Raw genomic sequence first — 20,740 nt, forward strand, 5'->3', positions numbered from 1 at the left:
CCAACCCTCACCACAACGGAGAATAACAATGCAAAAAATCACGTTGATCGGCTGCACCTTGGGCCTGTTGCTAGGTACTCAGGCTCATGCTGACGAAGCATCGCTGGGTCCTACCTTGAGCAAGATTGCCAGCGCCAATAGCATCACCCTGGGCTATCGCGATGCTTCAGTGCCGTTCTCCTACGTGGGCGATCACTCGGGACAACCCATGGGCTACTCGGTAGACCTGGCGAGCAAGATCGTCGAGCGGGTGCAGCAGAAGCTGGCGTTGCCAAACCTCAAGGTGAAGTACAACCTGGTGACATCGCAAACCCGCATTCCGCTGGTGCAGAACGGTACCGTTGACCTGGAGTGCGGCTCGACCGGCGTTACCGCAGAGCGACAAAAGCAGGTGGCGTTTTCCTATGGGTTTATCTATGTCAAAGGTCAATTGCTGACGGCCAATGACAGCGGGATCAAGAGTTTCGCCGATCTGCGCGGCAAGAATGTGGTAACCACCGCCGGCACCACCAACGAACGCTATCTGAAAAGCTACAACGTCGATCACAAGATCGACATGTTCGTGATCAGCGCCAAGGACCACGGTGAAGCCTTCCAGATGTTGCAGTCCGGTCGGGCGGTGGCGTTCTACATGGACGATGCGCTGCTCTACGGCGAACGCGCCAAGGCCCGCGATCCGCACAAGTGGGTGGTGGTCGGGGAAGAGCAGTCGCGGGAAATCTACAGCTGCATGGTACGCAAAGATGATCCGCAGTTCCTCGCGCTGGTGAACTCGTCGCTGGGCGAGCTGTACAGCTCCGGGGAAATCAACGGGATCTACCAGCGCTGGTTCGAACAGCCGATTCCGCCTAAAGGCTTGAACCTGGAGTTCCCGATGACCAGCGAACTCAAGGCCATTATTGCCAAGCCGGTGAGTGATCCGGTGCAGTAGCTTCAGCTGAGCGTCCATCCCCGTAAAGTCGGGTTGAGCAGCCCTATCAAATTGACCTGTTTGGTCGCCTTGGCTGCTTCAAGGCTCTGGAGAATAAAACAGCCTTGAACGTCAGCACCGTTTTAGTCGTCACGGGTCGGCAGTGACCAGCGAGCGTCACTGCCAAAAGTCGTTACTGTGTGAGCGTTACCACCGCAGTAGCGACTAGCACCCTCACTGGTTAGTCGCAGGCTTTATCCGCCACCAGGGCTTTGGGATTGCTACTCCCCCAAACGGTAGCAAGGTCCACCAGCAATGTTCCACAGAGTTCTTCAAGTTCACTCTGGGTAATCTCACTGTCGCCTTGTTTGCCGAAGAGCACCACTTGATCGCCAGCGCGCACAGCAGGGATATCTGTCACGTCCACCATGAGTGTATTCATGGAGACCTTTCCTGCCACTGGAGCACGCTGCCCATCTATAAGGACAACGCCTTTATTGGTAAACGCTCGACGATCGCCATCAGAGTAGCCCACTGGAATATTCGCAAGCTTTGAATCACGACTCAGTGTCACTGTTCGGTCATACCCCACTGTATTGCCTTTAGGGTATTGATTAACAGACGCCACATATGACTTGACCTGCATGAAGATTTATAGCTGACACTTTCTAATCCTACTTTAACTTGGAGCGTTGGCAGGGTGATACCCAAGGACATATCAAGCAGTTGTATCCATCATGCAACCGCGTTGTCCGCCAGCTCCCAGCCCTCAGGCCGTAGCGTGTGCCAATCGCTGACCTGTTGATAGGCATGGCCGATGCGCAGAATCAGCGGTTCGTCGAATGCCCGACCCACAATCTGCATCGAGACCGGCATGCACTTTTCATCGAGCCCGATGGGCAGCGCCACCGAACATAGGTTCAGCAAGTTGGCGAACCGCCCCAACAAGGCCAGTGGCGTGCCATATTCATCGACCTCATCCAACGGCACACTACCAATAGCGTTGGTCGGGAAAGCGCATGCGTCTATGTTGGTCATGGCCTCCTGCATGGCGTGCCGAGCGGCGCGGCGCTGATTGTGCAACTGGATATACGACGCTGCGTCGATGTCGCGACCACTGAGTACGCGACGTTGAACATGGGGGTCGAAACGCAGATCGTCGCGCTCGAACAAGCTACCCAGGCTGGCATAACCTTCTGCGCTCATCAGCCCACCAGCGATGCGCATGCACTGCTCCAACGACGTGGGTAGCGGTTGTTCGATCAGTTGCATGCCCAATGCGGCCAACTGCTTGAGCCCCAAATCGTAAGCCTTCAGCACCCCGGGAGCGACATGCGCTCGTTCGGCCTGTGGCAACACCCAGATGCGCAAACCGGCTACCGGCTGATTGAGACCGGCAGCGGCGCTGAATACAGGTGCCTGGGCCGAAACCGGATCCAGCGGGTCCGGGCCCAGCAGTGCATCCAACATCCACGCCGCATCTTCAACGGTGTGGGTGATAGGCCCTACCGAATCCAGCGAAGGACACAGTTCGATCAAGCCATGGCGACTGATAAGCCCACGCGTGGTTTTCAGCCCGACCAAGCCGCACATGCCCGCCGGAATCCGCACCGAGCCGCCGGTATCGGTGCCCAACGCAGCGCTCGCCAACCCGCTGGCCACGGCCACTGCCGAGCCGCTGCTTGAGCCACCCGGAGCGTGATGCACGTTACGGTCCCACGGGTTCCACGGCGTGCCCATCACCGCGTTAGTGCCCCAGCCACCGAAAGCGAATTCGACGGTATGGGTCTTGCCAAGAATGATTGCACCGGCACGCTCCAGGCGTTGCACTGCAGTGGCGGTCAACCTCGAAACACGCGGTGCCTGTGCCAATGATCCACCCGTGATGGCCTGGCCATCGATCTCGAACAAGTCCTTGATCGCCAGAGGAATGCCATGTAGCGGTCCCAGGTGTATACCGGACGCACGCTGGCAATCAGCGGCGATGGCCGCGTTCAAAGCACGCGAGGGATAGGCCTCGACATAGGCATTGAGCTGCTCGTCAAAGCGCTCGATGCGCGCCAGTTGCGCACGAACCAACGCCTCGCTAGTCAGCGATCCAGCCTGCAGCGCCTGCTGCAACTGGGCAATGCTGTGGGAAGTAACTTGATCTATGGTGCTCATATGTTCAACCTCGCACGGTTTTGCGCCCGCGTGAAAAGTGCTTTTCAAGCACACGCGACAGCATTGAAAGAGGGAAAGCGATAACAAAATAGAACAGCCCTACCAGCAGGAAGACATGCATTGGCAGGAAGGTTTCCGAAGCGATGGCTCGCGCCGCCAGCATCAACTCATCGGTGGCGATCAGAGCGCACAACGAGCTGTCCTTGAGGATCGACACGTAGGCGTTAAGCAGTGGCGGCAACATGCCACGAATCGCTTGCGGCAGGATGACGGTGGTAAACGCTTTCAGTGGTGTCAGTCCGATGGCGATGGCGGCTTCGCGCTGGCCGCGATGCAGCGAATCCAGGCCGCCACGGAGGATTTCCGCAACGTAAGCGGCACCCTGCAAACCCAGACCGATGGCCCCGGCCCAATAGCCGGACAACGTCAACCCCAGGCTGGGCAACGCGAAATACAGAGCCAGCAGCAACGCCAGAAGAGGTACAGCGCGCATGCTCTGAATAAAGAACGTTGCCAACCGTTTTAGGATGACACTTGGACTTCTCATCGCGCAGACCAATAACGCCCCCAGCACGACCGCCAGAGCGAACCCCATCAGGGACAATTCGGCAGTGATCCGTGCACCGAGCAATAGGCGAGCGATCCAGTCGCTCCAGTACACCGGGTATTGCTGAAAAAAACTGATCATCGCGCGCTCCCAAAATGACGTTCGAGCCGAATGAATCCCACACCGATCGGTAAAATCATCGCAGCGTAGATGCACATCACAGCCAAATAGATCAGTGAAGTCTGGAAGGTAGAGGTCACCAGATTGCGCGCCAGGAACATTATTTCCGGCACAGCGATGGCCGAGGCGATGGACGTGTCCTTGACCAATTGCGTGACGTAGTTGGCGAACGCAGGCAACGTCACGCGCAGGGCCTGGGGCAAGAGAATGCAGTGCAAAATCTGCATCCGGCTCAGACCGACAGCCAACCCGGCTTCATGCTGACCGACATGCAGCGACTGCAAGCCGCTACGGAAAATATCGGCCAACACCGCGCTGCCCACCAGACTCAAGCCAACGATGGCGGCCAGCCACGCGGGCAAGTTGATGCCAAGGTAGGAGAGACCGAAATAGATCAGGAACAGATGCGCCAGCGCGGGAACATTGCGCATCCACTCAATGAAACAGCCGATCACCCCATGCAACACCCGTGACCGACTGAACGTCAGCAACACCGCCAGTACTACCCCTCCGGCACTCGCCAGCAGCAAGGTACACAGCGCGATTTCCAGGGCGGTGAGCGCGCCTTTCAACAACAGAGGCAGTAGCCCGAGAAAGACCTCGAAGTTCGCCATCAAGCGCCCTCCATGGCCATGCGCCCAAGAAAACTGCGGGTGCGCTCATGGCTTGGGTTGTCGATTACCTGCGCCGAAGGCCCTTGCTCGACAATGTGTCCGCCGTCCATGAAGATCACCCGATCCGCCACATCCCGAGCGAAGCGCACTTCATGGGTCACCATGATCATGGTGCGACCCTCTTGCGCCAGCTCACGAATCACGGCCAGTACTTCACCCACCAGTTCGGGGTCCAGCGCCGAGGTCGGCTCGTCGAACAGGATGACTTTAGGTTGTTGGGCCAACGCGCGGGCGATAGCGACCCGCTGTTGCTGTCCGCCGGACAACTGCTCGGGATAGACCTCGGCCTTGTGCCGCAGATGGACTTTTTCCAACATGGCATCAGCCAGCTCATAGGCCTGCTCGCGCGGCATACCCTGTGCCTTGATCGGCCCCAGTGCGACGTTGTCGCGTACGCTCAAATGTGGCCAGAGGTAGAAGAGCTGGAACACCATCGCGATCTCGCGTCGCTGCGGAGCCATTTCCCGATCACTCATCAGACGTATGCGTTTACCGTCCTTGATCTGCCCGATCAACTCGTCACCCAGCCAGATATCGCCTCGAGTGGGTTTTTCCAGGTAATTGATGCAACGCAGGCAAGTGGACTTTCCCGACCCGCTGGGGCCGATCAATGACAGGGTCTCACCGGCTTTCAACTCCAGGTTGATACCCTTTAGCACCTCCAGATCACCATAACTTTTGTGTAGGTCATGCACTCGCAGCAATGCAGGTTCGGACGGGGTCGACATCTTGGCTAACCTCTTTTTGTTATAGACATGGCGATGAATCGGCACGGGCCATCAGGCCGATTCATCCGCTCAAGCGCTTATTTGCAGCCGGGCAGTTTCCAGTCCGCCGGGCGGTCGACACCCAGCCTCAGGTCCTTGCCTTCCGGCACATACCAGACATCCTGAGTCAGACCGTAGCGGGCACCGATCTTGCGCATTTCACAGCTTTTCCAGAGGGTCTGGATCTGCTCGTTCACGGCAGCCACCAGCTGTGGACTGGCCCCTTTATTAAAGCCGTACACCACCTGACCCAGACCCGTCAGCAGTGGGAAATTCGGATCGTTGTCGGTGAAAGCGTTGAAGTGCAGGTGCCACTGCTCGTTGCGAAAAATGGCGTATTGCATGACCGGAGGATCGCCAATCACTGCATCGATGCGCCCGGCGAGGAGATCGCGCACCGCGGCATCGGAGGTGTCGTACAACGCTACTTGCAGCCCTTCGATCTTGCGCATCTCAGGGATGAACGAAAAACCCGTGATGGTGCCGACCTTCTTGCCCTGCAAATCTTTGAGGCTGCTCCAGTTGGTCTTGTCGGTCTGGGTGATCCCGTTCTTGAAATAGTGAATCGGGTCGCTCACGGTCATGATCTTCGCGCGCTGCTCGGTCCAGCCCATGGTGCCGGCCATCACATCCACGCGTTTAGCTTGTACTGAGGCGATGGTGCCGGCCCAGTCCATCAAGGCAGGTTTAACCTTCAACCCCAGCTTCTCAGATATTTGTTGAAGGATTTCACCGTCGTAGCCGACCATCCGGCTGTCTTGATAACCGGTCCCCGGCATATCGCCAGTGAACGCGATAGTCAGGCTTCCCGGCTCTACTGTTTCCAGTGCGAGTGCCGGTGCCGAGGCCAGCATGGATACCAGCAGACCCGCATAAATACCGGAAAAACGTTGAACGTTGGGCTTCTTCATCACGTGCTCCTCGATTGCTTTTTTTATGAACAGCATGGTGTTAGGCAGGAGCTCATCGTATGGTGATCAGCGGCATAACTTGTTGGATGGTTTGCATGAATGATTGAACATTTGCGACATTTCGGAGATGTACTGCCCAGGGCCTCCAGCGACAGCCTCGTGGAGGGGCTTGATAATGGTCAGGCACGACATCCGCCAAGCCGACGCGGCGCCACCGAGTTGTCTATTGGTATTGTGTTGTGGCCGCGCTTCCCCTTGCTGTCACTCTCAGGGCTGACCGATGCGTTGCGACATGCTGCCGATACGGGTGATCAGAGCCGCCCGATACGATGCCAATGGAAAGTACTCGGTACCCCTGGGCAAAGAGTCATTTCCAGTTGCGGACTGGATGTACCTATCGACAGTGAACTCACCCATCCTCATCAATTTGATTACATCGTGGTGATTGGTGGACTGCTTGATTCCCTTGAGGCAGCACCAAAGACTTATCCGGCATTTCTGCATCAGGCGGCAGCCGCTGACGTGCCATTGATCGGTCTATGCACGGGCAGCTTCGTGCTCGCTCGACATGGCCTGATGGAGGGACGTACTGCTTGCGTGCATGCCTACCATTGCGACGACTGGAAACGTCTGTTCCCCAGATTGCGCTTTGTCAGCAACAGTGACTTCCTCATCGACAAGGATCGGATCACCTGCGCAGGCGGTATCTCGGTGATTGAGTTGGCCATCCATCTTATTGGGGTGCATTGCGGCCCGGATCGGGCCGGCAAAGTTGTTCATCAGATGACGGTCGCAAAACGCAGCTCCGGCAGTTTCGTCGACCGGCGCAAGGCTCTTGGCTACGCCAGCTCTTCGAACAGGCGCCTGCACGAAGCCGTGATGTTGATGGAAAAGCACATGACCGAGCCCTTGGATATCGACACAATCGCGAACCTTGTCGGTACCAGTAAACGGCAACTGGAGCGGCTGTTTGTCGCTGAAACCAGTAACACTCCGGCCCAATTCTATCGCCACGTTCGACTCAGGTTTGGCCGATGGCTTCTCATCAGCTCGGATCGACATATCGGGGAAATCGCTTTCGAATGCGGGTTCGCCGATGCGCCCCATTTCATTCGACATTTTCAGAACATGTTTGGCATGTCCCCCGGAAAATTGCGCAAAGAGTTGATGCAAAAAGCGAGTCATTTGCATCGGATTTGACCAGCACGATTCGTGGACATGGCCGGCAGAGAGCGACCCAACACGGACGTTGAGCGACGCCAACCTTTTGCGGCGTTGTTTTGAGCTTTTCAATGCTCCAGCAACAAGGCCTCAGTAGGCCTTGCCGCCGTTCAGCTCTCAAGGAGCGCTTATCCGCAACGGAAATCCGTACGATTCGAAAAGATCCCAAACGTCCTCGCGATCGAAGAGCCGCCACCCCTGTGTCGTGAACCGCATCAGGTCATCCTCGCCGGGAAAGGAGTAGTAGGCTCCGGCAGATGGATCTTGAGACGTCCCCGTCATGGGCTCATCGCGCTCCAAGCGCCTGATTGCGTTCATGATGAGACGCGCGCCTGGTTGATAAAGTGAAAGGATGTGCCACAGCAAGGAGCGCTCCTTTTCGACTGCCACACGCGCAGTCTCAATGATGCGACCAACATCAATGCCGGGACTGTCGATCCAATGGAGAGTACAACCGATCTCCGGGTCCCCGTTCAGCAACGCCCGGAAGGTCGCGAGAACACCTCGATATTGAGGCAAGAGGCCAGAGTGAAGATTGAGGACGCCGCGTGGCGGAATTGCCAACGCTTCATTCTTCAGGATTTGACCAAAGCGGATTGAGATGAACAGATCCGCTCCCGCATCCTGCAGCATTTGCAGGCCCGCAGGATCCCTCAAGCTGGGCAATACGCGCACAGGAACCCCAAAGCGTTGCTGCAGTTCTGCAAAACCGAATCGATGCCCGCTACTGACCTGGTCGCTCGATCCGATTAACCCAGGGGCCAAGGCATTGAAGAGGTCCTGCTCGATCAATGCTAGTTGTCCGAGCATGCGTGGCACCTTCCTGCCCGATCCCACTTTCTCCGAGAGGAATATTCCCACTGTGCTCTCGTGAATTTCGGGCAACAGGAAATTGAGAGTGAGATTGCTCTCCACGTCCCGGTTCACCAGAAAAGCGATTCGCAACTTCAGACCTCCTTCAGCAGACCTGCCTTGAGATGCAGCAACGGCCAATTCAACACAAGCGGATCGATCCCATTCCCATTGTTTTGCCACGACGTATGGACGGAAGGCCCGATCTGCTCGATCAATTCCGGCATCAGACCTAGCATAGTTGCTCTTTCGTCATTGCTATGTCCCCCAGCAGCTCCTGGCCGTTCTCTGCCGATCATGGTTACAAAGCGTGCTGGTGAAATCCGATGCAATCGGTGGTCAGAACGAATGCAAATGACTGGTCAGGTCGAATGCAAACGGGTGGTCAAGTGGAGTGCAATTGCGCATCTAGTCAGGGGCAGCAATCGGCCAAAATCGTCCGACAAATTTTCCTTCCAGTCCAATTTACGGTCTAAGGTGGAAAACCTATTGAGCAGCGTGTCGTTCAACTCAAGAAAACGGCGATACAGCTGATCAAAGTGTTCTTCTACTTTTCCCTGACTACTATTATCCACGCAGCTGTACCGGACTTAATCCAAGGCGTTGCCTGAAAGTGGTTGCCATGTGCGCCTGGGAGTTAAAGCCGCAGGTGTGGGCGATCTCTGCCAGGCTTGCTGTCGAATCGCGCATTAGCGCGCGGGCCTTGGCAAGGCGTCGGTCGATCAGGTAACTGTGCGGGCTCTTGCCCGTCGCGCTCTTGAACGCTCGCATGAAATAACCTTCGGACAATCCAAGTAAGCCCGCCAATGCCGGTATGCCCAGCGGCCCGTCGAGGCCAGCGTCAATGAACTCATCGAGCAGACGCATTCGGCTGCCGGTGATAGAGCCTTGGGGTGGAGCCGAAAATGTTTGATCGCTCGTCGCCCGTTCAGCCAATGCGAGTGCCCAGGCCTCCCAATCGTCCTCCACAGAGGCGTGCAACAACGCGCGGCGCATTCGCAGGGCGAGGGTAATGGCCTGCTGATCAATGCGATTGTTGAATGCACTATCCCCGACCAACATATTCCCGTTGGTGCGCATTACCTGCAGGTATTCACCGCCCGAGAGTGACTCGGACAGCACGTCACAGCCAATGGGGACGAACGCCAGACTGTTGGGCATGGCATCGAAGGGCAGCACTCGGTCGCTGCCAATGGCGTGAAGGCCTCGCTGGCTGTCGAAGGCAAAGCCAATCGCTGCCTGAGGCGCTACATACCGGGTCGCGTAGGCGGCGCCGGGTAGCAATTCAATCGTCCATGGCCCTGCCTCGACTCGACGGACCGGTTCGGGGCGGGGCGTTGGCTGAAGGCGGCTTCGACGGCTCATGAACGCCATATTAGTGAAGCGGGGGCACAAAAGTCAGGTCAGTTTTTTGAAAGCCTGCGTGATGCGCCCGTGTCTAGACTGGGCAAAACCTCAGGGAGACGACTCATGCACAGACTGACTCGCGACGATATCGAGCAAGCTGCTCACCACGTGTACCAAGTCATGCCCGCTACAGCTCAATACCCTTGGCCCTTGTTGGCCGAGCGGTTGGGTTGCACCGTTTGGGTCAAGCACGAAAACCACACACCTACAGGTGCTTTCAAGGTGCGTGGTGGCATTACCTTCATGCACTGGCTAAAGCGTGAGCACCCGGGCATCAAGGGTATTGTCACCGCCACCCGCGGCAACCATGGGCAGAGCCTGGCGCTGGCAGCCGGCGCGCTGGGTTTGAGGGCGTTGATTGTAGTGCCGGAGGGTAACTCGGTAGAAAAGAACAATGCCATGCGCGCCTTTGGCGGTGAAGTGGTCGAGTGTGGCCGCGATTTTGATGAAGCCTGTGAAGAGGCCGGGCGCCTGGCGCAAGCGCATGACCTCTATCTGGTGCCGCCGTTCCATGCCGAGTTGGTCAAGGGCGTGGCCACTTATGCGCTGGAGCTGTTCAAGGCTGCACCGGATCTTGATACGGTTTACGTGCCGATTGGCTGTGGGTCGGGGATTTGTGGGGTGATCGCCGCCCGCGACGCACTTGGCCTGAACACCCGGGTAGTGGGTGTGGTTTCCACTAAGGCTGAGGCTGCAAAGTTGTCGTTTGATGCAGGAGCAATATGCGAAACCGCCTCGGCGAATACCTTTGCTGACGGCCTTGCCGTGCGTAAGCCAATTCCAGAAGCCTTTGCCATCTACGCGCAAGGTGCGCAGCGAATCGTATCAGTCAGTGAGGCGCAGATTGCCGAGGCCATGTGCGTGTATTACACCGATACCCACAATCTTGCTGAAGGGGCGGCTGCGGCGGCCCTCGCGGCGCTCATTCAGGAGCGTGAAGCAATGGCTGGAAGAAGGGTGGGGGTGATTCTGTCCGGAGGGAATGTGGACCGATTGGTGTATGCGAGAGTGATTGAGTGAAGTAAGTCGATGGAGTAAATGACCGCTGTTGGCCGATTCTGGTGAAGAAGTCGACGCGGCTCAGATAGCCGTGCACTGAGCAGTGAAAACGCCTTTTTTGCACGCTACTACGTCAAATCTGAGTACTGAACCTTCTGCGCAAAATACGGATTTCAATCTCGGACACGTCTTTTTCTACCGTGGAAATCGAAGTCGACTTTTTCAACAGAATCGGCCGACTCCTGCCTGTCACGAATGCCATGTAGGCGGTGATGCCTACATGGTGATAAGTCAGGATTTCTTTGCTTTTTGAAGTGACCTCGGTCAGCTACTACCAATAGTGTTTCCAGCATCATCGCCTTGCGGGCCTGCTTGGCCATCGAGCTGAGTTGATCTTGGTCGGAGCCGAGGTTGGTAGCGGCCATGGCGCGGCAAACGGCCGTTTAGCACGGCGTACGCGACCAGACCAATCAGTAGCCCCCAGAACGCTCCGCCAACCCCGAACAAGGTAATGTTGGCGGCGGCTGCCAGGAAGGTAATCAGCGAGGCTTCGCGGGATTTGGCTTCGGCCATGGCACTGGCCAGGCTGGCGCCGATGGTGCCCAGCAGGGCGAGCCCGGCCAGAGTAGTGATGAAGGTTGCCGGGAAGGCCATGAACACCGCAGCGAGGGTCACGCCGAAGACCCCGACGAGGATGTAGAAGACGCCCGCAGCAATGCCGGCGATCCAGCGCTTGGAGGGCTCTTCGTGGGCGCCCTTGCCGGTGCAGATGGCTGCTGTAATCGCCGCGATATTGAATGCGTGGGAACCATAGGGCGCCATGAGCAGGGAACCCAACCCGGTGATGGTCACGATCGGATTGGCACTGGTGCTGAATCCATCATTGCGCAGCACCAGCATGCCAGGCATGTACTGACCGGTCAGGGTGATCAGAAACAGCGGCATCGCGACACTGAGCAAGGCATTGAGCGAGAACTCAGGCAGGGTGAATACCGGCGCCGCGAGTTGCGGTTCCAGCCCCGACAAATCCACACGTCCCTGAATCAACAGGAAGGCCAGCCCCAGTGCCAAGATGCCCACCACTGCGTAGCGTGCGGTAAAGCGCTTGAGCACGACGTAGGCGACAATCAGCAACCCGACCAGCATAGGGTCAATGCTCATACCGCCAAAAGCACCGATACCGAACTGCAGCAGGATACCGGCTAGTAGCCCTGCGGCCACACCCGGCGGGATCAGTCGGATGACTTTTTCGAAGTAACCGGACAGGCCCAGCAGCACGAAGGCCGCAGCCGAGAGCATGTAAGCGCCCACCGCCTCAGCATAGGGCGTGGTGGCTAGGGCGACGACCAGGAATGCCGCTGCGGGTGTCGACCAGGCGGTGATGATCGGCTCACGGGAAACCCAACTGAGGAACAGCCCGGTAACGCCCACGCCAATCGACACGGACCACACCCACGAAGCCGTCAACTCTGGGCTCAGTCCGGCTACCTTGGCGGCCTGGAAGACCAGAATGAAGGTGCCGCCATAGTTGACGATGACCGAGATCAGACCGGCGACAATCGGATGGATGAGATCGATGAGGCGAATAGGTGGCTTGGATGCTGAAGAAGACATGGCTTTATTTTGCTCCTTGCAAAGCGAGGTGCTTGGCCTCGACTGGAAAGTGATTTATAGGGCGGCAATGGTCTGTTTAGCCCCTGCACTTTTTGCGCGGCGGCGTTCAAAGTTGTCCCCCAGGCGATAGATCGCCGAGCACAGAGGCAGTAGCGATGAACAAAGTCTACGGATAGACTGGCCTGCCTTTGTAGACCAATTTGTTAGTCTTAGGCAGACCACATGGCGAAAGCCTTCGAACTCGAAACGCTGAAGATGCGACTCAACGATGCCGAGTTTCAGCTGTTGGATCTGCACCAGCGGATTCAGCGCGCCCTGCGTGCCTTGATCCTCGATGGTGTTCTTGACTCTGGCCTGAAGCTACCGGCGACCAGGGTCCTGGCCAAGACGCTCGGCGTTGCCCGCGACACGGTCGAGAATGCCTATGTGCAATTGCACCGTGATGGTTTCATCGTGCGGCGCGAGGGCTCTGGCAGCTATGTATCCGATGCGGTTGGCACCGAATTGCTCGGAGCCGCGCGCCGGCGCATTAAAGCGAAAGACACCCAACGCAGCGAGGTGGCGCCAGAACCTGGCTTGAGCCAGCGTGGGCGGATGATTTTCGACAGTGGTGGGGTTACCGATCAACAGGTGATCAAGGCGTTTGCCACTGGTCTGCCGGAAACCCGCACCTTCCCCACCGATGTCTGGGAACGCTTGCAACGTCAGGTCATGAAGGACTACCGGGGCAATGTCCTGCTGCATGGCAACCCGCAAGGCGCTGAGCCGCTGCGCAAGGCCATCGCCACCTACTTGAACCTTGAGCGCGGTGCCAAGTGCTCCCCCGACCAGATCCTGGTGCTGAGCAGTACTCGCCAAGCTCTGTTCCTGTGTGCCCAGATGCTAGTGGACGCCGGCAAACCGATCCTGCTGGAAAACCCAGGCTACTTCGGTGCCAGGAAAGCCTTTGAAACGGCCGAGACCAAGGTCGTGCCCATTGACGTCGATGCACAGGGCATACGCACGGACCTGCTGCAGGCAGACCGCAGCGGCGCCAATTGCGTCTATGTCACGCCTTCTCATCAATACCCCACCGGGGCGACCTTACCGCTGGAGCGTCGACTTGAGCTAATCCGTTGGGCGGCCGAGTGTGGTAAGTGGATTATCGAGGACGACTACGATAGCGAGTTCCACTACGACGGGCTGCCGACCGCGTGCGTGCAGGGCCTGGACAAATACCAGCGCACGATCTACCTCGGTACCTTCAGCAAGACGCTCTATCCGGGGTTGCGGATGGGCTACATGGTGCTGCCTTTCGAGCTGGTCAAAGCTTTCACCTACGCGCGCAGCATCATGGACGGCCACACGCCACAGATCCTTCAACTGACCCTGGCGCGCTTCATGGAAGACGGCCACTACAACTCCCACGTCCGGGCTATGCGCAAACTCTACGCCGGACGCCGTGCAGTTATGCTCGATGCAATCGGCAAGCACCTGGACGGCATTGCCACAGCATTACGCCCCCAAGGAGGGCTGCAGATTCCCTGTTTACTGGCCGATGGCTGGTCGGAGGAAAAGACCATCCACCAAGCTGCCAGCGCGGGCGTGCGACTGCCCGGCCTCAGCCGGTTGTACGCCGGCGATGAGAAGAAACAAGGGTGGCTGTTGGGCTATTCGTCCTTGACCGCTTATGAAATCGAAGCGGCTATGGTGCGTCTGACCAATGCGCTGAAAATCAAATAGGGCAACGGCATTGTGAGTCCATTCATGACGGTTTCCCGTGCCACGCGTCATCATGGAGCGGGCGTAGGGATCGGTCAGTGAGACCTGTTTATCCAGCGATTCGTTGAGTTGGATTTCAATCGCTTGAAGCTCCTTCATTTGAGTTTTGAGCTTGGCGATTTTCTCTTCCAACCGCACGGTGCTGGGCTCGGTAGCTGTGGGTTCTTGCCGATCGGCAGCATCGAGTACCGCCAGGTAACGGCTGACCAGGTCGAGTTCGTCGACAAAGACGCCGACTACGCGCACCGGATTGGTATCGCTGACGTAGTCGTAGTGACTCTCGGGAAGTAAGGTGCCTTGGCCTCGATGTTCACCTTGGATAAAGCGCTTCATGGGCGATCCCTGCGATGAAATCCTCAGAAATCATAGCAAGGGTTCGCAAAAGCGTTTACACACACTGAGTCAATGCAATCTCTTATGAGAGGCGACTATTGACCCAAGGCTGAGCCGAAAATGGTTATAGAACGCTTGGCCTAAGCGCTGATTATCGAATGTTCCGCGTTCCCAAAGAGTTAAAAACTCTTGATACGCAACGCGCTCAATTTCCAGTCTTGGCATGCTTTCCATATACACATCCATTTATGTCAGCGATGACCGAATCCTACTGACGCCGGACAGACGCAGCAATGCGCGTTTTGCCGAGGCAGTCGTTGCTGCATTCGTGACCGACCGCTTTGGGTCCAGGCGGTTTGAAAACACCGCCAAAAAAATGGAAGTGCGTACTCCTACGTCAACTCTGAAAACCTGTGGCTAGATCGACAGATCTGAATTTCACATGGAACGCGATTTTTAATCATCCGAGCTGGCTTTGGAGTTTTTACACACTCTGGGCCAGAAGAGGACGGTCATATTCAGCCGTTTATCTCAGCTATCTGCCAGGCGGTATAGTGCTTGGGCATGGGATGCCGTTAACCCGGCACGTTGCAGATTTCGGCGACTTTGGGAGCTGGCCAGCGCAGTCGCGGCGACCAAGTGGCAGCCATGCTTCTTTGCTTGCTCTATTCGGTGAGATATCAGTGCTCCATGGTAGCCATAGCCCCGGGCATCCTTTCGGGTTGCAGCCGTTCCAAGGTAGGCAATGCCATTGCTGGCCAAGTACATCGAAGCCCCTGCCACTACTTTCCCATCAGCGTTCAGGACGTAGATTTTCAGACGCCCGTTTGACGTCTGCCCTGCGAAGGAAGCTTGATTCAACAGTCGGTGCTCTGGTTTGGTATGAAAACCACCCGCGTGCACATCTGCGAATAGAGCAAGAGTCTTTGACGTGACTTCTTCAATTTCGAATGAGTGGCGACTCAAATCCACCTTTTCGATGGCACAAGCGAATTGCCAGTGAGTCCACCCCCTCAAGCGCTCAAGCCGTGCGTCGCCCACAAAAGCGTATTGCTCCAACGCTGAAGGTTTTCCGATAAGAGGGATTACGGTCGAATGCTCCGCTGAATCTTTGAGCAATTTCAACACTGCTTGGGGACCGCGGGCAATGTCACCGTAGATGCGATTGAACATTGGGCTAGGCGATGCGTTCACTTGAAAACACGGATAGTCTCCGTTGTAAAAAACACGTGCGCCATAAGGATTTCCACTTACCCCTGCCAAGCTCTCAACACGCGAACGTAAATACTCGCTTTCTGCGGCCTCAATCTTATGAGCCAGTTCAACATCCATGTACGTCGTCCTTTTTGAAGATTTCCAAGGAAGGTAAAGCGCATCGAACAATACGTTTGCGTTCAAGTACGTACCAGTAGCTGGCTCTGCTTCACTGTCTGCTTAGGGTTGTGGATAGCAGTGAATTCCAGCGTTAATCCACTATGAACAACTTGGCACCCGTCGTGCTGGAAGATCGATGCCCCTCAGCGTTGCTGCCCACCTGATAGCTCATCCCCGCGGTGAGTGTGAACTGACGACCATCCTCCAACTCCGTGTGCAACTCGCCTTCCAGGCACAACAGGATATGACCTCTCCAGCACCAGTGATCGGCCAGATAGCCAGGACTGTATTCAACCATCCGCACACGCGTCGAACCAAACTGGCAGGTTCGCCAATAGGCGGTACCCGTTTGTCCAACATACTCCAGAGGTTCGACAGTCGACCAATCGGTAGTACTAAAGGGAACAACGGTTAGGTACATGGTTGCCTCATCAATGAAAGGGTATCTGTGGACCGTACCCATCCAGTGATCTTTTCGATAGACACAGATGCCCCGCATTTATGAGATACAGGCGCCCGCTCAAGCGTGGAAGCCAGAGGCCATGTTCAGACCACTTTGCACGTCAACCACGCCCCCCAGAAAAGGCTGCTGAAGAAACGGGTAGCGTCTCCAAATCCGGCGTCATGCAAGAGTTTTTGAACCGCCGCCTCGGAATGTGGAGGATCAGCGCCTTGAAGGATTTTCCCAAGCTTGACCTTCACTTCATCCGGGCTGGCTCCATGCTGCCGCCACCGCTGCCCCCAAGCCGCAAGCAGTAGCGGCTGGCTGGCATAAGCGTATTGATTCCCCGCGACAATCAGCGGCGCACCCGGTTTTAGATGAGCCCGAATGGATCGTAAAATTTGTCGCTTGGTTTCATCTCCATCGAGATGATGGAGTACTCCGATCAAGGTCGCTGCGTCGTATGACAAGTCTGCTGCCAGGTCTTCAACATACCCAAGATGCATGGCCGTTCTTTCAAGCAAGTTGTTTGCCTCTAATTGCTGCTTTGCAGCCTCCAACATCGGCTCGGACGGATCAACGGCGGTGAAGCGCCAACCCGGCTCAAGCTTGGCCATAGCAACAATTTCCTGCGCCGTACCGCCAGCGCCAACTACAAGTATTTTTGCCGAACTTGTAGTGCCCAGGCTTGCCGCCAGCATGCACGCAGCCAAGTCTTGGCAGGCGTCATATCCTGCTAGCGCAATACGGCTCTGTCGTCCGTACTCATTGGCTCGTGAGGTATCAAATTTTTCTGAGTTTAGAGGGGATGATTTCAAGGCGGTTCTCCATGTCCTGAAATCAAGCTACGCCAGACACAGCAATAATAAAAATTCATTAATTTTATGTGGCGCATTCCTGAAAGGAATGCATGGCTCAAAAAGTTGCTGTTTGCTTGAGCTGATTCAGCCTCTTGTCGACAGTCAACTTTGGGTCGTTCTCTGCCGGTCATGTCCACGAAACGTGCTGGTCAAATCCGTTGCAAATCCCCGATTGAGAACCGATCGCCTGCACCAGCCTGAGCCAGGACGATTTCTCCCATGCACCGAGCCGTGAGCTGCACTTTGCGTGTCCGAGCTGAAAAAAGCGGATTCGCTTGAAGTGACGGAACGAAAGACTTCGGAGGGCATTCGGCGAAATGATTTGTTACCTGGGTACCATTTTTCACCCATTTGGGGCGCGCTGGGCCATTTCGTAGCGCACGGTGAGTACCACGCTGATCTATAGATCAGCGTCTCTTGAGTCGAAAATCCTTTCCAATTAAGCGCTTGAAGCAGTGCTACGCAGCCTGGCACGGTTTCTGCTGTTTTGAATCTATGGATAATTGGATACAAAACTGCAAAAGGTGACTTTATGCAATTCGCTCCCGCTTACGTTGAACGTCAGCCCCTGACCGCCGAGGAGGAGGCTTACAACTTTCTGCTGGAAGCGATCTGTGGCGGCCGTTACCGCAAAGGCGACCGGTTGATAGCCGAGGACATCGCCACTGAGATCGGCATGAGCCGCATGCCGGTGCGCGAAGCCTTCCGACGCCTCGATGCTCAAGGCCTGGTGACCTTGCGGCCTAACCGCGGGGCGATAGTCAGCGGTCTGAACATCGACGAACTGCACGAAGTCTTCGAGATGCGCAGTGCCCTTGAAGGCCTGGCCATCCGCGTCGCCGTGGCCAAGATCGGTGAGCGTCAGCTGGCGACTCTGGAACGCATGCTGGACGAGATGGATGACTACCGCGACGAAAGCGCGGAGTGGGTCAGCCGTCATCGGGCTTTCCATGAATACCTGTGCAGCCTCAGCGGCCGTCCGCGTTTGATGAAGCAAATCTCGGCCCTGTACTCGCTGATCGAGGCGCCCATGCGCCTGTGGCTGCAACACGGTGAAAAGCCCTTGAGTGCCCGCCAGGAACACGCGGTGATCCTTGATGCCATTCGCTCAGGCGATGCCGACCAGGCCGAGTCGGTGGTGCGTCAGCACATCGAAGGCACAGTGCCGGCGCTGATTCAGTTCCTGCAATCGGAAAAATAGAATCGGGCTCGAGCCCGACCGTGTGATGACTTTGAGTACTGCCCCGTTACTAAACAACTGGAGTGTCTGGTCATGCATAAACGCCGTGTGTTGCTTGCTGCTGTATCCCTGGGGCTCTGCGCACAGTGGGCGTTCGCCACGCCCCAAGTGCCGGAACGACTGCAAAAGGCCGAAAAACTCACGTATTGCTCGGGCATGGACTCGCCACCCTTGGTGTCTTTCGATGAGGCGCAAAAACCCAGGGGCCTGACTGTCGATCTGGGGCTGGAAATCGCCAAACGGCTGGGAGACAAACCGGTGCAGTGGCGGGTCATTCCATTCTCCGGGTTGCTGCCGGCATTGCTCGCCCAGCAGTGCGACATGATCGTTGATCAGCTGTTCGACAAGCCCGAACGCCGGGAGGTGATCGACATCGTCAACTACATGTATTCCAGCCAGTCAGTGGTCGTTCCCAAAGGCAATCCCAAGGGCATCAAAACCCTGGATGGACTGTCTGGGCACAAAGTGGCAGTGCTCAATGGCTCCACGATCAAAACCTTGTTGGACGCCGAGAATGAAAAGCTCACCAAGGCCGGCAAGACACCGATGAAACTGGTGGTTTACAACACTGACACTGATGCCTTCCAGGCGCTGCGTATCAGTCAGGTGGACGCGTACGGCACCACCGTAGAAACAGCAGGTTACTACGCCGCAATGGCGCCCGATTTATTCGAGGAAGGGGTGCCAGCCTTCAGCCGGATTCTTACGGGTTTAGGGACCCGCAAGGATGATTCCCAGCTCACCACCGCAGTACAGCAGATCATCAGTGACATGCGCAGTGACGGCAGTTACGTGCAGTTGTTGAGCAGATGGCATGTTTCCAGCGACACACTCGACTGAGGCGAGCGCTCGATGAATTTCAATTGGGATGTGTTCTGGCAATACCTTTTGCAGCCCAGCGGGGTGTACCTCACTGGGCTCTGGTTGACCTGCCTGATCAGTGTGCTGGCAATGGCGTTGGGCTGCGTGCTTGGGCTGGCAGCGGCGCTGATGCGTCTGTCGCGCAACCCGTTGCTCAACCTGCCGGTACGGTTATATGTGTGGCTGATGCGCGGCACTCCGCTGTTGGTGCAAATCGTTTTTCTCTATACCGCGTTGGCGGCCGGCGGCATCTTCCGTTTCGAGGACGTGGAACTGTTTGGTTTGGTGGTGCCGGGCAATATTCAGGCAGCGATCATCGCCCTGGGCCTGAACGAAGGTGCCTACATGGCCGAGATCATTCGTGCCGGGATCGGTGCCGTCGACAAGGGGCAGTATGAGGCTGGGCGTTCGCTGGGCATGACCTTCGCCAAACTGATGCGGCGTATCGTTTTGCCTCAGGCGTTCCGGGTCATCGTTCCGCCGTTGGGCAACGAATTCAACGTGATGCTCAAGAATACGACGCTGGTCAGCGTGATTGGCGTGCAGGAGTTGCTGCTGAGTACGCAAATGGTCACGTCGGCGACATTCCGGGTATTTGAACTGTACCTGGTGGTGGCGATTTATTTCCTGCTGCTGACCACCCTCTGGGGCTTCTTCCAGCGTTGGCTGGAAGCGCGTTTCGGACAGTCCGATCGACCCGCACCGCCAGCGGCCGGCAGTCGCATGTTTGGCCGCGGCACGCTCAAATTGCTGAGGGGGCGTTAAGCATGGCGCACAAAAGTGAAGAACTGATAATCGAGGCCCTGGACGTTCATAAGTCCTTCGGCGACCTGGAGATTCTCAAGGGAATTTCCTTGCAGGTGCGGCGCGGTGAAGTGGTGGTGTTGATCGGCGCATCGGGTTCAGGCAAGACCACCTTCATTCGCTGCATCAATCTGCTGGAAGACATTCAAGGAGGGCGCATACGCGTCAACGGCCGCTCCATGGGCTACCGCGAGCGCGCCGACGGCAGCCTGGTGCGCGACTCCGAGCGCAATATCGCTCGCCAGCGTCGGGACATCGGCATGGTCTTTCAACGTTTCAATCTGTTCCCCCACATGACCGCGCTGGAAAACATCATTGAGGCACCGATCCAGGTGCTCGGTGTGCCACGCGCCGAAGCGTTGGAACAGGCCCGGGCCTTGCTCGCCCGGGTCGGTCTGGCGGACAAGGCCATGCATTACCCGTCGATGTTGTCCGGTGGACAGCAGCAGCGCGTGGCGATCGCCCGGGCGCTGGCGATGAAACCTCTAGCCATGCTGTTCGACGAGCCTACCAGCGCCCTGGATCCGGAAACCGTCGGCGAGGTCCTGCAGGTGATGAAGCAGTTGGCCGATGACGGCATGACCATGGTAGTGGTCACCCATGAAATGGGTTTTGCCAGAGAAGTCGCTGATCGCGTGGTGGTCCTCGATCAGGGCGAATTGATTGAGCAGGGGCCGCCGGAACAGATCTTCAGTCGACCGACACACCCGCGAACTCGGGCCTTTCTCAGCCGCGTGCTGTGACCTTCTCAGTCAGGGTTTTTTACCCGGCAATGGAACCGGATACCTGCGGCCAATGAATCTTTGTCTGGAAGAGCTTT

The 20,740-nt window shown here is 56.8% G+C and carries 19 protein-coding genes and 4 pseudogenes; 8 read left to right on the forward strand and 15 right to left on the reverse strand.

Features of this window, described 5'->3' with window-relative positions:
* Positions 1–28: 28 nt before the first annotated feature.
* Complete coding sequence (locus AC1RL4_RS24595; protein ID WP_019582768.1) at positions 29–931, forward strand: transporter substrate-binding domain-containing protein; 903 nt, start codon at positions 29–31, stop codon at positions 929–931.
* Between the two features lie 220 nt (positions 932–1,151).
* Here AC1RL4_RS24595 and AC1RL4_RS24600 read toward each other — a convergent pair.
* The 6 genes and pseudogenes from AC1RL4_RS24600 to AC1RL4_RS24625 all read right to left on the reverse strand — a co-directional run.
* Positions 1,152–1,556: pseudogene (locus AC1RL4_RS24600) on the reverse strand (alanine racemase C-terminal domain-containing protein); the annotation flags it as partial.
* A gap of 89 nt (positions 1,557–1,645) precedes the next feature.
* Entirely contained in the window at positions 1,646–3,073 is a 1,428-nt protein-coding gene (locus AC1RL4_RS24605) for an amidase (RefSeq protein ID WP_230172050.1), read from the reverse strand.
* Between the two features lie 4 nt (positions 3,074–3,077).
* Positions 3,078–3,761, reverse strand: coding sequence for an amino acid ABC transporter permease (locus AC1RL4_RS24610; protein ID WP_028940989.1), 684 nt, complete (start codon positions 3,759–3,761; stop codon positions 3,078–3,080).
* On the reverse strand, positions 3,758–4,414 hold the full coding sequence (locus tag AC1RL4_RS24615; protein ID WP_019582764.1) for an amino acid ABC transporter permease: 657 nt from the start codon (positions 4,412–4,414) through the stop codon (positions 3,758–3,760). The genes AC1RL4_RS24610 and AC1RL4_RS24615 overlap by 4 nt, the downstream gene beginning before the upstream one ends.
* On the reverse strand, positions 4,414–5,202 hold the full coding sequence (locus AC1RL4_RS24620) for an amino acid ABC transporter ATP-binding protein (RefSeq protein ID WP_019582763.1): 789 nt from the start codon (positions 5,200–5,202) through the stop codon (positions 4,414–4,416). The genes AC1RL4_RS24615 and AC1RL4_RS24620 overlap by 1 nt, the downstream gene beginning before the upstream one ends.
* A 77-nt stretch (positions 5,203–5,279) precedes the next feature.
* Positions 5,280–6,152, reverse strand: coding sequence for a substrate-binding periplasmic protein (locus tag AC1RL4_RS24625; protein WP_019582762.1), 873 nt, complete (start codon positions 6,150–6,152; stop codon positions 5,280–5,282).
* Between the two features lie 99 nt (positions 6,153–6,251).
* Between AC1RL4_RS24625 and AC1RL4_RS24630 the strand changes: the two genes are divergently transcribed.
* Complete coding sequence (locus AC1RL4_RS24630) at positions 6,252–7,352, forward strand: GlxA family transcriptional regulator (RefSeq protein WP_026331971.1); 1,101 nt, start codon at positions 6,252–6,254, stop codon at positions 7,350–7,352.
* A 138-nt stretch (positions 7,353–7,490) separates the two neighbouring features.
* Here AC1RL4_RS24630 and AC1RL4_RS24635 read toward each other — a convergent pair whose 3' ends face one another.
* From AC1RL4_RS24635 to AC1RL4_RS24645, 3 genes are all read right to left on the reverse strand, one after another.
* Positions 7,491–8,318: a formyl transferase gene (locus tag AC1RL4_RS24635; RefSeq protein WP_028940987.1), complete on the reverse strand. Its 828-nt coding sequence runs from the start codon at positions 8,316–8,318 to the stop codon at positions 7,491–7,493.
* A gap of 2 nt (positions 8,319–8,320) precedes the next feature.
* Positions 8,321–8,464 (reverse strand): hypothetical protein, encoded by a 144-nt coding sequence (locus tag AC1RL4_RS24640; protein ID WP_019582758.1) that lies wholly within the window; start codon positions 8,462–8,464, stop codon positions 8,321–8,323.
* Between the two features lie 328 nt (positions 8,465–8,792).
* Positions 8,793–9,590, reverse strand: coding sequence for a helix-turn-helix transcriptional regulator (locus AC1RL4_RS24645; protein ID WP_425439673.1), 798 nt, complete (start codon positions 9,588–9,590; stop codon positions 8,793–8,795).
* Positions 9,591–9,695: 105 nt separating this feature from the next.
* Here AC1RL4_RS24645 and AC1RL4_RS24650 point away from each other — a divergent pair, with 105 nt between their 5' ends.
* Entirely contained in the window at positions 9,696–10,652 is a 957-nt protein-coding gene (locus tag AC1RL4_RS24650) for a threonine dehydratase (protein WP_028940985.1), read from the forward strand.
* 238 nt (positions 10,653–10,890) lie between these two features.
* Here the strand turns inward: AC1RL4_RS24650 and AC1RL4_RS24655 are convergent.
* Both AC1RL4_RS24655 and AC1RL4_RS24660 read right to left on the reverse strand, forming a co-directional pair.
* Positions 10,891–11,059: pseudogene (locus tag AC1RL4_RS24655) on the reverse strand (IS5/IS1182 family transposase); the annotation flags it as partial.
* Positions 11,052–12,245: pseudogene (locus tag AC1RL4_RS24660) on the reverse strand (benzoate/H(+) symporter BenE family transporter); the annotation flags it as partial. The pseudogenes AC1RL4_RS24660 and AC1RL4_RS24655, both read right to left, overlap by 8 nt.
* A gap of 222 nt (positions 12,246–12,467) precedes the next feature.
* Between AC1RL4_RS24660 and pdxR the strand changes: the two are divergent.
* Positions 12,468–13,967, forward strand: coding sequence for a MocR-like pyridoxine biosynthesis transcription factor PdxR (gene pdxR / locus AC1RL4_RS24665; protein WP_019582756.1), 1,500 nt, complete (start codon positions 12,468–12,470; stop codon positions 13,965–13,967).
* A gap of 33 nt (positions 13,968–14,000) precedes the next feature.
* Here pdxR and AC1RL4_RS24670 read toward each other — a convergent pair.
* The 4 genes and pseudogenes from AC1RL4_RS24670 to AC1RL4_RS24685 form a co-directional block, all read right to left on the reverse strand.
* Positions 14,001–14,339, reverse strand: a pseudogene (locus AC1RL4_RS24670) (hypothetical protein); the annotation flags it as partial.
* A 531-nt stretch (positions 14,340–14,870) separates the two neighbouring features.
* A complete protein-coding gene (locus AC1RL4_RS24675) occupies positions 14,871–15,671 on the reverse strand; it encodes a GNAT family N-acetyltransferase (protein ID WP_230172051.1) in 801 nt (266 codons plus the stop codon).
* 133 nt (positions 15,672–15,804) lie between these two features.
* Positions 15,805–16,134: a DHCW motif cupin fold protein gene (locus AC1RL4_RS24680; RefSeq protein WP_026331589.1), complete on the reverse strand. Its 330-nt coding sequence runs from the start codon at positions 16,132–16,134 to the stop codon at positions 15,805–15,807.
* 125 nt (positions 16,135–16,259) lie between these two features.
* A complete protein-coding gene (locus AC1RL4_RS24685) occupies positions 16,260–16,973 on the reverse strand; it encodes a class I SAM-dependent methyltransferase (protein ID WP_028940983.1) in 714 nt (237 codons plus the stop codon).
* Positions 16,974–17,547: 574 nt separating this feature from the next.
* On the opposite strand from AC1RL4_RS24685, the gene AC1RL4_RS24690 reads away from it, so the two are divergent.
* From AC1RL4_RS24690 to AC1RL4_RS24705, 4 genes are all read left to right on the forward strand, one after another.
* A complete protein-coding gene (locus tag AC1RL4_RS24690) occupies positions 17,548–18,216 on the forward strand; it encodes a GntR family transcriptional regulator (protein WP_019578433.1) in 669 nt (222 codons plus the stop codon).
* A 72-nt stretch (positions 18,217–18,288) separates the two neighbouring features.
* Complete coding sequence (locus AC1RL4_RS24695) at positions 18,289–19,095, forward strand: ABC transporter substrate-binding protein (protein WP_230172052.1); 807 nt, start codon at positions 18,289–18,291, stop codon at positions 19,093–19,095.
* Positions 19,096–19,107: 12 nt separating this feature from the next.
* Positions 19,108–19,881, forward strand: coding sequence for an amino acid ABC transporter permease (locus AC1RL4_RS24700; protein WP_230172054.1), 774 nt, complete (start codon positions 19,108–19,110; stop codon positions 19,879–19,881).
* 2 nt (positions 19,882–19,883) lie between these two features.
* Positions 19,884–20,663: an amino acid ABC transporter ATP-binding protein gene (locus AC1RL4_RS24705; protein WP_028940982.1), complete on the forward strand. Its 780-nt coding sequence runs from the start codon at positions 19,884–19,886 to the stop codon at positions 20,661–20,663.
* Positions 20,664–20,740 lie beyond the last annotated feature (77 nt).

The organism is Pseudomonas sp. GW822-FHT07A10, assembly GCF_058798795.1.

What these genes read in the sequence shown, in the direction of transcription:
- AC1RL4_RS24625 (WP_019582762.1), bottom strand. Translation starts at nt 6,152, where the DNA reads ATGAAGAAGCCCAACGTTCAACGTTTTTCCGGTATTTATGCGGGTCTG.
- AC1RL4_RS24690 (WP_019578433.1), top strand. Translation starts at nt 17,548, where the DNA reads ATGCAATTCGCTCCCGCTTACGTTGAACGTCAGCCCCTGACCGCCGAG.
- pdxR (WP_019582756.1), top strand. Translation starts at nt 12,468, where the DNA reads ATGGCGAAAGCCTTCGAACTCGAAACGCTGAAGATGCGACTCAACGAT.
- AC1RL4_RS24640 (WP_019582758.1), bottom strand. Translation starts at nt 8,464, where the DNA reads ATGCTAGGTCTGATGCCGGAATTGATCGAGCAGATCGGGCCTTCCGTC.
- AC1RL4_RS24630 (WP_026331971.1), top strand. Translation starts at nt 6,252, where the DNA reads ATGATTGAACATTTGCGACATTTCGGAGATGTACTGCCCAGGGCCTCC.
- AC1RL4_RS24680 (WP_026331589.1), bottom strand. Translation starts at nt 16,134, where the DNA reads ATGTACCTAACCGTTGTTCCCTTTAGTACTACCGATTGGTCGACTGTC.
- AC1RL4_RS24595 (WP_019582768.1), top strand. Translation starts at nt 29, where the DNA reads ATGCAAAAAATCACGTTGATCGGCTGCACCTTGGGCCTGTTGCTAGGT.
- AC1RL4_RS24700 (WP_230172054.1), top strand. Translation starts at nt 19,108, where the DNA reads ATGAATTTCAATTGGGATGTGTTCTGGCAATACCTTTTGCAGCCCAGC.
- AC1RL4_RS24650 (WP_028940985.1), top strand. Translation starts at nt 9,696, where the DNA reads ATGCACAGACTGACTCGCGACGATATCGAGCAAGCTGCTCACCACGTG.
- AC1RL4_RS24645 (WP_425439673.1), bottom strand. Translation starts at nt 9,590, where the DNA reads ATGAGCCGTCGAAGCCGCCTTCAGCCAACGCCCCGCCCCGAACCGGTC.
- AC1RL4_RS24615 (WP_019582764.1), bottom strand. Translation starts at nt 4,414, where the DNA reads ATGGCGAACTTCGAGGTCTTTCTCGGGCTACTGCCTCTGTTGTTGAAA.
- AC1RL4_RS24620 (WP_019582763.1), bottom strand. Translation starts at nt 5,202, where the DNA reads ATGTCGACCCCGTCCGAACCTGCATTGCTGCGAGTGCATGACCTACAC.
- AC1RL4_RS24705 (WP_028940982.1), top strand. Translation starts at nt 19,884, where the DNA reads ATGGCGCACAAAAGTGAAGAACTGATAATCGAGGCCCTGGACGTTCAT.
- AC1RL4_RS24610 (WP_028940989.1), bottom strand. Translation starts at nt 3,761, where the DNA reads ATGATCAGTTTTTTTCAGCAATACCCGGTGTACTGGAGCGACTGGATC.
- AC1RL4_RS24605 (WP_230172050.1), bottom strand. Translation starts at nt 3,073, where the DNA reads ATGAGCACCATAGATCAAGTTACTTCCCACAGCATTGCCCAGTTGCAG.
- AC1RL4_RS24695 (WP_230172052.1), top strand. Translation starts at nt 18,289, where the DNA reads ATGCATAAACGCCGTGTGTTGCTTGCTGCTGTATCCCTGGGGCTCTGC.
- AC1RL4_RS24675 (WP_230172051.1), bottom strand. Translation starts at nt 15,671, where the DNA reads ATGGATGTTGAACTGGCTCATAAGATTGAGGCCGCAGAAAGCGAGTAT.